Genomic DNA, 13184 nt, shown 5'->3' on the forward strand with positions numbered 1-13184 from the left:
ATCAACACAGCCGTTAAAGGCGTCATCACACGAAAAGCGAAGGGCACGGACCCTTCGCTTTTTTAAGCGTTTACGCGCCGACTACGATCGGCCTTGCCAGAGGCGGGACGGCGGCGCTGACTGGCGCGATACCGGCTTCGAACTCATGGCGGAAGTATTTGATTGCGCTGCCCAACGGCTCCACGGCGCCCGGTGCGTGAGCACAGAAGGTCTTGCCTGGGCCGAGGAAACCGACCAGACCCAGCAGGGTCTCGATGTCGCCTGGCTGGCCTTCACCGTTCTCGATGGCCATCAGGAGCTTGACGCTCCATGGCAAGCCATCGCGGCATGGGGTGCAGAAACCGCAGGATTCGCGAGCGAAGAACTGCTCCATGTTGCGCAGCAGGGACACCATGTTGACGCTGTCGTCCACCGCCATGGCCAGGCCGGTACCCATACGGGTGCCCACTTTGGCGATGCCGCCGGCATACATTTGTGCGTCGAGGTGTTCCGGCAACAGGAAACCGGTACCGGCGCCGCCTGGCTGCCAGGCCTTGAGCTTGAAGCCGTCGCGCATGCCGCCGGCGTAGTCTTCGAACAGCTCGCGACCGGTGACACCGAATGGCAGTTCCCACAGGCCCGGGTTCTTGACCTTGCCGGAGAAGCCCATGAGCTTGGTGCCCATGTCTTCGCTGCCTTCGCGGGCCAACGATTTGTACCAGTCCACGCCGTCGGCAATGATCGCCGGGACGTTGCACAGGGTTTCAACGTTGTTCACGCAAGTCGGCTTGCCCCATACGCCAACGGCGGCAGGGAAGGGCGGTTTGGAGCGCGGGTTGGCGCGGCGGCCTTCGAGGGAGTTGATCAGTGCGGTTTCTTCACCGCAGATGTAACGCCCGGCGCCGGTGTGCACGAACAGTTCGAAGTCGAAACCCGAACCGAGGATGTTCTTGCCCAGCAGGCCAGCAGCCTTGGCTTCTTCCACGGCACGGTTGAGGTGCTTGGCGGCGGTGGTGTATTCGCCGCGCAGGAAGATGTAGCCACGGTAGGTTTTCAGTGCGCGGGCACTGATCAGCATGCCTTCGATCAGCAGATGGGGCAGTTGCTCCATCAGCATGCGGTCTTTCCAGGTGTTCGGCTCCATTTCATCCGCGTTGCACAGCAGGTAGCGGATGTTGATGGATTCGTCCTTGGGCATCAGACCCCACTTCACGCCAGTGGGGAAGCCTGCACCGCCGCGACCCTTGAGGCCGGCGTCTTTCACGGTCTGGACGATATCGTCCTGAGCCATGTCGGCGAAGGCTTTGCGCGCAGCGGCGTAGCCGTTCTTGGCCTGGTACTCGTCGAGCCAGACAGCTTCGCCGTCGTCACGCAGACGCCAGGTGAGCGGGTGAGTCTCGGCCGAACGCTTGATGCGGTTGGCCGGGCCGAAAGAAGTCAGGGTCATACGTAGCCCTCGAGCAATTTGGCAACGCCTGCTGGCTGCACATCACCGAACGTGTCGTCGTCGATCATCAACGCCGGCGCCTTGTCGCAGTTGCCGAGGCAGCAGACCGGCAGCAGGGTGAAACGACCGTCGGCGGTGGTTTGACCCAGGCCGATGCCGAGCTTGCTCTGGATTTCGCTGACCACGGACTCGTGGCCGCCGATGTAGCAGACCATGCTGTCGCAGACGCGAATGATGTGACGGCCGACCGGCTGACGGAAGATCTGGCTATAGAACGTCGCCACACCTTCAACGTCGCTGGCCGGGATACCGAGGATCTCGCCGATGGCGTACAGAGCGCCGTCCGGCACCCAGCCACGTTCCTTCTGGACGATCTTCAGGGCTTCGATCGACGCCGCGCGCGGGTCTTCGTAGTGATGCAACTCGTGCTCGATGGCCGAGCGCTCGGTTTCACTCAAGGTGAAACGGTCTGTCTGGATAAGCGTGCTGTTCATGCTTAGCGGTCCACGTCGGCCATAACGAAATCGATACTACCCAGGTACGCGATCAAGTCCGCGACCATGCTGCCTTTGATCACCGAAGGGATCTGCTGCAAGTGCGGGAAGCTTGGGGTACGAATCCGGGTGCGGTAGCTCATGGTGCCGCCATCGCTCGTCAGGTAATAACTGTTGATGCCCTTGGTCGCTTCGATCATCTGGAAGGATTCGTTGGCCGGCATGACCGGGCCCCACGAAACTTGCAGGAAGTGCGTGATCAAGGTTTCGATGTGCTGCAGGGTGCGCTCTTTCGGCGGCGGCGTGGTCAGCGGGTGATCCGCCTTGTACGGGCCTTCCGGCATGTTGCGCATGCACTGCTCGATGATCTTGATGCTCTGGCGCATTTCTTCCACGCGCACGATGCAGCGATCGTAGGCATCGCCATTGGCGGCCAGCGGCACTTCGAATTCGAAGTTTTCGTAACCGGAGTATGGACGCGCTTTACGCAGGTCGAAGTCGCAACCGGTGGAACGCAAGCCTGCACCGGTGACGCCCCATTCCAGGGCCTCTTTGGTGTTGTAGGCGGCGACGCCGATGGTCCGGCCACGCAGGATGCTGTTGTCCAGTGCGGCTTTCTGGTATTCGTCCAGACGCTTTGGCATCCACTCGACGAAGTCTTTCACCAGCTTTTCCCAACCGCGCGGCAGGTCGTGGGCGACGCCACCGATGCGGTACCAGGCCGGGTGCAGACGGAAACCGGTAATGGCTTCGATCACCGTGTACGCCTTCTGGCGGTCGGTGAAGGTGAAGAACACCGGGGTCATGGCGCCGACGTCCTGGATGTAGGTACCCAGGAACAGCAGGTGGCTGGTGATCCGGAAGAACTCGGCCATCATGATGCGGATGACGTCGACCTTCTCTGGCACCTTGATGCCAGCCAGTTTCTCGACCGAGAGCACGTACGGCAGGTTGTTCATCACGCCGCCGAGGTAGTCGATACGGTCGGTGTACGGGATGAAGCTGTGCCAGGACTGACGCTCGGCCATCTTCTCGGCGCCACGGTGGTGGTAACCGATGTCCGGAACGCAATCGACGATCTCTTCACCATCCAGCTGCAGGATGATGCGGAACGCACCGTGCGCGGAAGGGTGGTTCGGGCCGAGGTTGAGGAACATGTAGTCCTCGTTCGGGCCGGAACGTTTCATGCCCCAGTCTTCAGGCTTGAAGCGCGCGGCCTCTTCCTCAAGCTGTTGCTTGGCCAGGGTCAGGCTGAACGGATCGAACTCGGTGGCGCGCGCCGGGAAGTCCTTGCGCAGCGGATGACCTTCCCAGGTTGGCGGCATCATGATGCGCGTCAGGTGAGGGTGGCCTTTGAAGTCGATGCCGTACATGTCCCAGACTTCACGCTCGTACCAGTTGGCGTTCGGCCAGATGCTGGTGACGGTCGGCAGGCTGAGGTCGCTCTCGGACAGGGCGACTTTGATCATGACGTCGCTGTTACGCTCGATTGACATCAAGTGATAGAACACGGAGAAATCGGCGCCGTTCGGCAGCCCTTGACGCTTGGTGCGCAGACGCTCGTCCACGCCGTGCAGGTCATAGAGCATGACGTACGGCTTGGGCAGGTTACGCAGGAAGGTCAGGACTTCGACGAGTTTGGCGCGGGCAACCCAAAGCACCGGCATGCCGGTGCGGGTAGGCTGGGCGGTGAACGCCTCCGGGCCAAAACGGTTGTTCAGTTCGACGACCACATCCTGGTCGTCTGCCTTGAAAGGCGGGATGTACAGAGCACTGCCTGTAGTCATGGTTATTTATCGCTTTCGGTCAACGTAAAGAATGAAGCCAGTTTCTCGTTCTATTAAAGAAGCAGATCTGGATCAGACTTCGTCGGGGCTGCGCAGGTTGGTTACCTGAATACGCTGTTCGCGGCGCTTTTCCTTCTCGGAAGGCATCTCGGCGCGATAAACGCCTTGATCACCAACGACCCAGGAAAGTGGGCGACGCTCCTGGCCAATCGACTCCTGCAACAGCATCAAGCCTTGCAGGAAAGCTTCAGGGCGGGGCGGGCAGCCAGGCACGTAGACGTCCACGGGCAGGAACTTGTCCACCCCTTGAACCACGGAGTAGATGTCGTACATGCCACCGGAGTTGGCGCACGAACCCATGGAAATGACCCATTTAGGTTCGAGCATTTGCTCGTAGAGACGCTGAATGATCGGCGCCATCTTGATGAAGCAGGTACCGGCGATAACCATGAAATCCGCCTGACGCGGCGATGCCCGGATAACTTCGGCGCCAAAGCGCGCGATGTCGTGGGGCGCCGTGAAGGCGGTGGTCATTTCCACATAGCAGCACGAAAGACCGAAGTTATACGGCCACAGGGAGTTCTTGCGCCCCCAGTTGATCGTGCCGTTAAGCACGTCTTCGAGCTTGCCCATGAAAATGTTTTTGTGGACTTGATCTTCTAACGGATCGGAAACGGTTTCCCGTTCGCCAATCGGATACTGCTCGTTAGGAGCATCGGGGTCGATCCTGGTGAGATTGTATTGCATTGCCAAAGCCTCATTGTTTCAGCTTCGCTTGCCGCTTGCGCCGAGCTTCCGGAGCCCAGTCAAGGGCGCCCACTCGGAATAGGTAGACAAGACCTGCCAACAGAATTGCTATGAAAACGAGAGCTTCGACGAATCCGGTCCAGCCGCTTTCGCGGACGGACACAGACCATGCAAAGAGAAAGAGGGCTTCGATATCGAAGATCACGAAGAGCATCGCGACCAGATAGAATTTGGCTGAGAGCCGCAAGCGGGCGCCACCTGTAGGTAGCATGCCGGACTCGAACGGTTCGTTTTTGCTGCGGCCCCAGGCTTTTGACCCGAGGAGGCTGGAGACGCCCAGCATGAAGGCACAGAGGCCGACGACGCCTAGAAGGAAAATGGCAAAGCCCCAGTTGTGGGCCATGAGTCCTGTCGCTTCGGGCATGCTGGTAATCCTTAACAGAGAGCAAAGGTCTCTGAGCTTGAAAAGAAACAAAGCAGTGACGATATGTCGCAGCAATCAATCCCGCTGATTTTATGGCTAAACACCCGGCAAGTAAAATTCCTATAGCGAAATTATTTACAGGAATAAGGACATAGCGAGCCCTCGAGGCCCTGTAGCCCTTGACCAATGGGCATTAGCCGGCATTTCGTCAATTATGTTTTGTAGGGAATGTAACGAACATAATTCCAGCTAAATGATAATCAATATTGATTGGGTTGGTTTTTAAACTGTTTATTCCGCAAGTGCGCAGAAAGTTGCCTTATATGCGCGTTACTGCAAGTAGCGGCGGGGTGGGTTTCGGCAGATTTTTCTGGCGCAGGTAGCACAGTGGCCCCATGTGTTTTGTCTGTCTGACCGCGATCCACTGCAGGAGCGAGCCTGCTCGCGATAGCGCCAGGTCTGTCGGCATCGTTTTTGTCTGATCCGCCGCTTTCGCGAGCAGGCTCGCTCCCACAGGGGTGGGGGCTGGAGGATTCACGTGCAAAAAAAAACGCCCCGAACCAGTCGGGGCGTCAGATGCGCGGCGTTGCGGTTTTTAATCAGTCCGCAACGGCCGTTGACTCAGGCGAAGCAGATCAGTGGAACTGTTCTTCTTCGGTCGAACCGGTCAGTGCGGTGACCGAAGACGAGCCACCTTGAATCACAGTGGTCATGTCGTCGAAGTAACCGGTGCCCACTTCCTGCTGGTGAGCCACGAAGGTGTAACCCTTGGCAGCGTCAGCGAACTCCTGCTCCTGCAGCTTCACGTAGGCAGTCATGTCGTTGCGGGCGTAGTCGTGCGCCAGGTTGAACATGCTGTGCCACATGTTGTGAATGCCGGCCAGGGTGATGAACTGGTGCTTGTAGCCCATGGCGGACAGTTCGCGCTGGAACTTGGCGATGGTCGCGTCGTCCAGGTTTTTCTTCCAGTTGAAGGAAGGCGAGCAGTTGTACGACAGCAGTTGGTCCGGGTATTCCTTCTTGATCGCTTCGGCGAAGCGACGAGCCTCGTCCAGGTCTGGCTTGGCGGTTTCGCACCAGATCAGGTCGGCGTACGGCGCGTAGGCCAGGCCGCGAGCGATGGCCTGGTCCAGACCGGCGCGCACTTTGTAGAAGCCTTCCTGGGTACGTTCGCCAGTCACGAATGGCTGGTCGTACGGATCGCAGTCGGACGTCAACAGGTCAGCGGCGTTAGCGTCGGTACGAGCCAGGATGATGGTCGGAGTACCGGCAACGTCAGCAGCCAGACGAGCAGCGGTCAGCTTCTGCACGGCTTCCTGGGTCGGAACCAGTACTTTGCCGCCCATGTGGCCGCATTTCTTCACGGAAGCCAGTTGGTCTTCGAAGTGAACGCCGGCGGCGCCTGCTTCGATCATGCTCTTCATCAGCTCGTAGGCGTTCAGTACGCCGCCGAAACCGGCTTCGGCGTCAGCCACGATTGGAGCGAAGTAGTCGATATAGCCGTCGTCGCCCGGGTTCTTGCCGGCTTTCCACTGGATCTGGTCGGCACGACGGAACGAGTTGTTGATGCGCTTGACCACGGTTGGAACCGAGTCCACCGGGTACAGCGACTGGTCCGGGTACATCGATTCGGCGGAGTTGTTGTCCGCAGCCACTTGCCAGCCCGACAGGTAGATCGCCTGGATACCGGCTTTGACTTGTTGCACGGCCTGGCCGCCGGTCAGGGCGCCCATGCAGTTGACGAAATCTTTCTCAGGACGGAAGGCTGGCTTGGCACCCTGGGTCACCAGGTTCCACAGCTTCTCGGCGCCCATTTTTGCAAAGGTGTGCTCAGGTTGAACCGAGCCACGCAGACGGACGACGTCAGCAGCGGAGTAAGTGCGTGTCACGCCTTTCCAGCGCGGGTTTTCAGCCCAGTCTTTTTCGAGGGCTGCAATTTGCTGTTCGCGTGTCAGTGCCATGGGAGATAAACCTCGTCGCGTCTTTATGAAAAGTTGTTCTGCGGTGGAAAATTCCTGCGCTCGCTGACCAGAAGCTTAGGTGGTCAAGTCGGGTTCGGCGGGGGAGGCGACGGGATGAACGATGGGCTCGAGGGGAAGTGAGCAGGTAAGGGCGAACTGGCGGGCGCATTCGGGCGTCGTGGGCCTTGGTGCGAACTTCAGTGTGATGCCGGGTTTACCTAAATACGCTTCCGTCCCTCGGGACAACTTCGTTCCAGTCGGCAACCTCGTCAAACACACCTTGTGGGCGGTACAGACACGAAGCGGTTCGCGGGGTAGGTGCGAACATCGCCTCGAAGGCCCTTGCCAGGGCCCCTGATTAGCGGGAGCGAGGCCATCATGCCTTTGCTTTTTTGGCTCGTCAAACGTTTTGTAGTGCTTTTTTTCAGGCACTACATCTTTGGTCTAATACGACTAATCAGTCAGTTTTCGGTGACTTAGTCCAAAGTGTCGACTTTCACTCGCAGGGTCATGTCATCGCGCCCTTGAGTCGAGTAGCTGCGGGCTACGCCCTGTTTGTCGGCCTGAGTCTGGCGATTCACGCCGGCCAACAGGATCCATTCGCCCAGGCGCCCGGTGACGGTTGTGTCGGTACTTTGTACGTTCACTACATCGGGACGTTCCTGGCTCATGCGGTCACGGTTGGTACTGATCGACAGGTGGACGATTTCGCCGGTGACGTTGGCGGTGACGTAAAAACCCTGGGTGACGTTGCGGTATTCGGTCTGGCTGCGCAGGTCGCCGTAGGAGTCCGACTGGGTGCTGGTCAGTGGCACGCTTTGGCCGACCTGTATCAGTGCCGGCATGCCATCGGTGGCCTGGACTTGTTGAATCCCGCCGTCACGGCTTGCGGTGCTGCGGCTGATGATGCGGGTCTGGCTGGGCTTGGCGCCGTTCACCGAATAACCCTGGTCGCCCTGTACGTTATTTTCGTTGGTGTCGACGGTGATCAGCAGGCGTTTGGGGGCGGTGTCGAGTTGGCTAACCAGGGCCTTAAGTTCGTCGATCTTGCGTTGATCGGCATTGACGATGAGCTGATTGCCGTAGGCGCTGACGGTGCCGTCCTTGCCGACGAAATCCTGCGCCACGGGCAGCATGTCGGCACTGGTGTGGTAATTCAAAGGCACGATTTCGGTGGCTGCCATGACCGAAAAACTGCAGGTCACCAGCAGTGTGGTGAGCAGGGTGCGTAGGGACATATCCGTTATCTCCGCCAACTTCAAAGTGTTGATATTGCCAGTTTGTCGGCTCCGGGTGGGGCAAGTTGAATCGTAGACAGCAAAACGCCCCGGCATCTCGCGATGTCGGGGCGTTTTGCGGTGCTTTTACTGGCGCCTTCGCGAGCAGGCTCCTCGGTATCAAGCCGAATGGCGAACCATGTCCACATGCGGAATCCCTGCTTCCAGGAACTCCTCACTGACCAGGCTGAAGCCCAGGCGCTCATAGAACGCCGTGGCTTGAACCTGGGCGCTGAGCATCTGTTGCTTGAGCCCGCGCTCTTCGGCTTCGCCGATCACGGCTTGCATCAGCGCATCGCCGACTTTCAAGCCGCGCCAGTCCTTGAGCACCGAGACCCGTCCGACGTGACCGTCGGGCAGCAGGCGTGCGGTACCAATGGGGAAGTCGCCTTCGAACGCAAGGAAATGCACGGCGGTTGCGTCGTCGGCGTCCCATTCCAGTTCAGGTGGTACGCATTGCTCAGCGACGAACACCGTTTCACGAATGCGCCGAATCTCGGCGTTGTCCTTTTGCCAGTCTGCGACACGTACGTGAATTTTATTCATCGGCGAACCCCAGGCTTCCTTGTTTGACCAGTTCGCACAGCAGGCCGCGGCCGTCTTCGTCGCTTAGCCAGTCACCGAGGTTGTCGACATGCAGGGCGTCGGCGGCGCAGATCATCTTCAGCAGTTCGCGCAGTTTGCCCGGCAGATAACGGCTCTGGCCGCTGGCGAACAGCAGCAGGTCGTCATCGACTTCCGACCACGCCAGGCGCGCGCTCGGGTTGCGGATCAGTACGGCACCTTGCTCCAGCGCACCGAGGACGTCCTCTTCTTCGAGGTCTTCAGGGCCGACCACCAGTTCCGGGTAGCGCGGCTCGGTCATGAATTGGCCGAACCAGGTCAGCAGCAGGCGCTCGTCGCTCATGTGTTCGGCCAGCAGGCTTTTCAGGCGATCGAGGGCATCGTGCTGGATCTGGTGTGGATCGGCAGCAGGCAGGGCGTCGGCGTCGGTGTAGCGCTCTTCGTCCGGCAGGAACTGGCTGAGGAAGTCGGTGAAGTGGGTCAGCACTTCAGCGGCGCTCGGGGCGCGGAAACCGACCGAGTAGGTCAGGCAGTCATCAACGGCAACGCCGCAGTGGGCCAGACGTGGCGGCAGGTACAGCATGTCGCCTGGTTCCAGGACCCACTCATCGGTCGCTTCGAAATCAGCGAGGATACGCAGGTCGGCGTGTTGCAGCAGCGGGCTCTCGGAGTCGCACATCTGGCCGATTTTCCAGTTGCGCTTACCGTGGCCCTGAAGCAGGAACACGTCGTAGTTGTCGAAGTGCGGACCAACGCTGCCACCTGGCGCGGCGAAGCTGATCATCACGTCGTCGATGCGCCAGCTCGGCAGGAAACGGAAGTTTTCCAGCAGTTCGCTGACTTCCGGTACGAACTGGTCGACGGCTTGAACCAGCAGGGTCCAGTCGCGTTCCGGCAATTTGCTGAATTCGTCCTCGGCAAACGGGCCGCGACGCAATTCCCATGGACGCTCGCCGTTCTCGATGATCAGGCGCGATTCGACTTCTTCTTCCAGCGCCAGGCCAGCGAGTTCGTCAGCGTCGATCGGGCTTTCGAAATCAGGAATGGCCTGGCGGATCAGCAGTGGTTTTTTCTGCCAGTAGTCGCGCAGGAATTCCCGTGCCGTGATGCCGCCCAGAAGTTGCAGAGGAGTGTCAGGATTCATGTGTAACCTATTGAAAAAAAGCACTTTTCATACGGGAATAAAAACGCCCGGCGCGGCCGGGCGTCTTAAAGGGGTCCAGCGGTCGATCAGATGCGTTTGGCTTGCTCTACAGCGTTACCGATGTAGTTGGCCGGGGTGAGCAATTTCAGCTCGGCCTTGGCCGCGGCTGGCATGTCCAGGCCGTCGATGAAAGTCTGCAGTGCTTCGGGGCTGATGCCCTTGCCGCGGGTCAGTTCTTTCAGCTTTTCGTACGGGTTTTCGATGTTGTAGCGACGCATCACGGTCTGGATCGGCTCGGCCAATACTTCCCAGCACGCGTCCAGGTCAGCGGCAATCTTCTGCTCGTTGAGCTCCAGCTTGCTGATGCCTTTGAGGCTGGCTTCGTACGCGATCACGCTGTGGGCGAAGCCGACACCGAGGTTGCGCAGTACGGTGGAGTCGGTCAGGTCGCGCTGCCAGCGGGAGATCGGCAGCTTGCTCGCCAGGTGCTGGAACAGTGCGTTGGCAATGCCCAGGTTGCCTTCGGAGTTTTCGAAGTCGATCGGGTTGACCTTGTGCGGCATGGTCGACGAGCCGATTTCGCCAGCGATGGTGCGCTGTTTGAAATAACCCAGGGAGATGTAGCCCCAGATATCACGGTCGAAGTCGATCAGAATGGTGTTGAAGCGTGCAATGGCGTCGAACAGCTCGGCAATGTAGTCGTGCGGTTCGATCTGCGTGGTGTACGGGTTGAAGTCCAGGCCCAGTTCGTCTTCGATGAAGGCGCGGGCGTTGGCTTCCCAGTCGATCTCAGGGTAGGCCGACAGGTGAGCGTTGTAGTTGCCGACAGCGCCGTTGATCTTGCCCAGCAGCGGCACGGCAGCGACTTGAGCGATCTGACGCTCGAGGCGGTAAACCACGTTCGCCAGTTCTTTGCCCAGGGTGGTCGGCGAGGCTGGCTGGCCGTGGGTGCGCGACAGCATCGGTACGTCGGCGAAACGGATCGCCAGTTCGCGGATGGCGTTGGCGGTCTGGCGCATCAGCGGCAGCATCACGTCATCACGGCCTTCGCGCAGCATCAGGGCGTGGGACAGGTTGTTGATGTCCTCGCTGGTGCAGGCAAAGTGGATGAATTCGCTGACCTTGGCCAGTTCCGGCAGCTTGGCCGCTTGCTCTTTGAGCAGGTATTCGATGGCTTTGACGTCGTGGTTGGTGGTGCGCTCGATCTCTTTGACGCGCTCGGCGTGCTCCAGAGAGAAGTTTTCCGCCAGGGTGTTCAACACCGCGTTGGCTTCGGCGGAGAACGCCGGCACTTCGCTGATGGCAGGGTGAGCGGCCAGGCGCTGGAGCCAGCGCACTTCAACCAGGACGCGGGCACGGATCAGGCCGTACTCGCTGAAAATTGGGCGCAGGGCCTGGGTTTTGCCGGCGTAGCGGCCGTCAACAGGGGAAACCGCAGTGAGCGAAGAAAGCTGCATGGGGTGTTCTCGGACAGTCGGGCAACGAAATGGGGCGCGTATCATACATGAAAAAATCCGCCGGTCCGTCGCCAACTGACCGGCGTATTACGCGTAGTGCTAAGTCTGGATCTGTCGATGCGAGTTATTCGTTACGCATCAAAGGGTAAAGCTCTTTAAGCAATTTGCGGCGGCTGATCACCAACTGCCAGCGATGCCCGCCCAATTGCCGCCACAGGCGTGCCGAACGAATGCCGGCCAGCAGCAAGGCGCGAATTTTCGAGGCATTGCTCGGTTGCTGCAGATTGCGCATGTCGCCGTGCACCTGGATGCGTTGGCGCAGGGTGCTCAGGGTGTCCTGGTACAGCGCGCCGCAGGCGGCCACCACGTTTTCGTGGGCCGGGCCGAAATGTTCGACCTGGGACTGAATTTGCGGCAGACGCTTGCCGATGATGTCCAGCATATCGCTGCGCTTGGCCAGTTGGCGCTCAAGGCCGAGCATGGCCAGCGCGTAGCGCAGTGGCTCGCGCTGCAGGGCGCTCGGGTCGCGTTCAAGGGCGCCGATCAACGCGCGATAACCTTCACGCAGATTGAGGTCGTCGCCGCCGTAGACTTCCAGGGTGTCCTTGGGATCGCGGATCAACAGGCTGCCGAGCATGCAGGTCAGGCCTGCTTCGCTGGTCTGGCCGGTCTTGGCGATCTTGTCGACCAGCACGGCGGCGAGAAACACGCCGCCCAGCGCGGTCAGTTGTTCCTGGGTCGGGGTCATTGGGCCTGACCTTTACTGGTCCATGGCTCAGCCACTTCAATGACGCCGCCGCCGAGGCAGATTTCGCCATCGTAGAACACCACCGATTGACCGGGAGTGACCGCGCGCTGCGGATCATCGAACGTCGCGCGGTAGCCGGTGGCGGTCTTTTCCAGGGTGCAAGGCTGGTCGCTCTGGCGATAACGCACTTTGGCGGTCAGCTTGCGCGGCTGGCTCAGGTCGATCGGGTTGACCCAATAGATATCCGAAGCGAGCAGGGCGCGGGAGAACAGCCACGGGTGATCGTTGCCCTGGCCGACGATCAGCTCGTTGTGCTCCAGGTCCTTGATCAGCACGTACCACGGTTCGTCACTGGCGTCTTTCAAGCCGCCGATGCCCAGGCCCTGGCGTTGGCCGATGGTGTGGTACATCAGGCCGTGGTGACGGCCGATGATTTCACCTTCGGTGGTTTTGATTTCGCCCGGTTGCGCCGGCAGGTACTGCTTGAGAAAGTCGCTGAAGCGGCGTTCGCCGATAAAGCAGATCCCGGTGGAGTCCTTCTTCTTCGCGGTCGCCAGTTCGTATTTCTCGGCAATCGCGCGCACTTGCGGTTTTTCCAGTTCGCCGACCGGGAACAGGGTCTTGGCGATCTGCTCACCGCCAACGGCGTGCAGGAAGTAGCTCTGGTCCTTGTTCGGATCGAGGCCCTTGAGCAGTTCGGTGCGGCCGTCGATGTCGCGGCGACGCACGTAGTGACCGGTGGCGATCAGGTCGGCGCCCAGCATCATGGCGTAGTCGAGGAACGCTTTGAACTTGATCTCGCGGTTGCACAGGATGTCCGGGTTCGGCGTGCGTCCGGCCTTGTATTCGGCCAGGAAATGCTCGAACACGTTGTCCCAGTACTCGGCGGCGAAGTTGGCGGTGTGCAGCTTGATGCCAATTTTGTCGCACACGGCCTGGGCGTCCGCCAGGTCATCCATGGCGGTGCAGTATTCCGTTCCATCGTCTTCTTCCCAGTTCTTCATGAACAGGCCTTCCACCTCATAACCCTGCTCAATCAGCAGGAGGGCGGAAACGGAAGAGTCCACGCCGCCGGACATGCCGACAATGACGCGCTTCTTTTTTGTGTCAGAAGGGGCTGGATCACGCATAGGGATTCAATGAGTGTCTTGAAAA

Annotated in this window: 12 protein-coding genes; all 12 read right to left on the reverse strand. The window is 59.7% G+C overall.

Features of this window, described 5'->3' with window-relative positions; translation table 11 throughout:
* Nucleotides 1-70 precede the first annotated feature (70 nt).
* The 12 genes from nuoF to mnmA all read right to left on the reverse strand — a co-directional run bounded on the left by nuoF (nt 71) and on the right by mnmA (nt 13159).
* A complete protein-coding gene (gene nuoF, locus M5G20_RS13440; protein WP_034146908.1) occupies nt 71-1426 on the reverse strand; it encodes an NADH-quinone oxidoreductase subunit NuoF in 1356 nt (451 codons plus the stop codon).
* Nucleotides 1423-1920, reverse strand: a complete 498-nt coding sequence (nuoE, locus tag M5G20_RS13445; protein WP_008020715.1) for an NADH-quinone oxidoreductase subunit NuoE — start codon at nt 1918-1920, stop codon at nt 1423-1425. The genes nuoF and nuoE overlap by 4 nt, the downstream gene beginning before the upstream one ends.
* A gap of 2 nt (nt 1921-1922) precedes the next feature.
* Nucleotides 1923-3707, reverse strand: coding sequence for an NADH-quinone oxidoreductase subunit C/D (gene nuoC / locus M5G20_RS13450; protein WP_273919464.1), 1785 nt, complete (start codon nt 3705-3707; stop codon nt 1923-1925).
* Nucleotides 3708-3779: 72 nt separating this feature from the next.
* Nucleotides 3780-4454 carry a NuoB/complex I 20 kDa subunit family protein gene (locus M5G20_RS13455; protein WP_047527662.1) on the reverse strand — a complete coding sequence of 225 codons (675 nt, stop codon included), beginning with the start codon at nt 4452-4454 and terminating at the stop codon, nt 3780-3782.
* 10 nt (nt 4455-4464) lie between these two features.
* Nucleotides 4465-4878: an NADH-quinone oxidoreductase subunit A gene (locus tag M5G20_RS13460; RefSeq protein ID WP_003223812.1), complete on the reverse strand. Its 414-nt coding sequence runs from the start codon at nt 4876-4878 to the stop codon at nt 4465-4467.
* Nucleotides 4879-5513: 635 nt separating this feature from the next.
* Nucleotides 5514-6839 carry an isocitrate lyase gene (aceA, locus tag M5G20_RS13465; protein WP_046817165.1) on the reverse strand — a complete coding sequence of 442 codons (1326 nt, stop codon included), beginning with the start codon at nt 6837-6839 and terminating at the stop codon, nt 5514-5516.
* A 476-nt stretch (nt 6840-7315) separates the two neighbouring features.
* Complete coding sequence (locus tag M5G20_RS13470; protein ID WP_273919465.1) at nt 7316-8077, reverse strand: secretin N-terminal domain-containing protein; 762 nt, start codon at nt 8075-8077, stop codon at nt 7316-7318.
* A gap of 159 nt (nt 8078-8236) precedes the next feature.
* A complete protein-coding gene (locus tag M5G20_RS13475) occupies nt 8237-8662 on the reverse strand; it encodes a GNAT family N-acetyltransferase (RefSeq protein ID WP_150735179.1) in 426 nt (141 codons plus the stop codon).
* The gene (locus M5G20_RS13480; protein ID WP_273919466.1) at nt 8655-9824 is read right to left on the reverse strand and encodes a ribosomal protein uL16 3-hydroxylase; all 1170 of its coding nucleotides are present in this window, start codon (nt 9822-9824) and stop codon (nt 8655-8657) included. The genes M5G20_RS13475 and M5G20_RS13480 overlap by 8 nt, the downstream gene beginning before the upstream one ends.
* Before the next feature lie 86 nt (nt 9825-9910).
* Nucleotides 9911-11281 carry an adenylosuccinate lyase gene (gene purB / locus M5G20_RS13485; RefSeq protein ID WP_273919467.1) on the reverse strand — a complete coding sequence of 457 codons (1371 nt, stop codon included), beginning with the start codon at nt 11279-11281 and terminating at the stop codon, nt 9911-9913.
* A gap of 124 nt (nt 11282-11405) precedes the next feature.
* Complete coding sequence (gene hflD, locus M5G20_RS13490; protein ID WP_075947941.1) at nt 11406-12029, reverse strand: high frequency lysogenization protein HflD; 624 nt, start codon at nt 12027-12029, stop codon at nt 11406-11408.
* Nucleotides 12026-13159 carry a tRNA 2-thiouridine(34) synthase MnmA gene (gene mnmA / locus M5G20_RS13495; RefSeq protein WP_273919468.1) on the reverse strand — a complete coding sequence of 378 codons (1134 nt, stop codon included), beginning with the start codon at nt 13157-13159 and terminating at the stop codon, nt 12026-12028. The genes hflD and mnmA overlap by 4 nt, the downstream gene beginning before the upstream one ends.
* Nucleotides 13160-13184 lie beyond the last annotated feature (25 nt).

It is taken from the genome of Pseudomonas sp. TNT2022 ID1044 (assembly GCF_028656895.1).
GTDB classification, from domain to species: Bacteria; Pseudomonadota; Gammaproteobacteria; order Pseudomonadales; family Pseudomonadaceae; genus Aquipseudomonas; species Aquipseudomonas reinekei.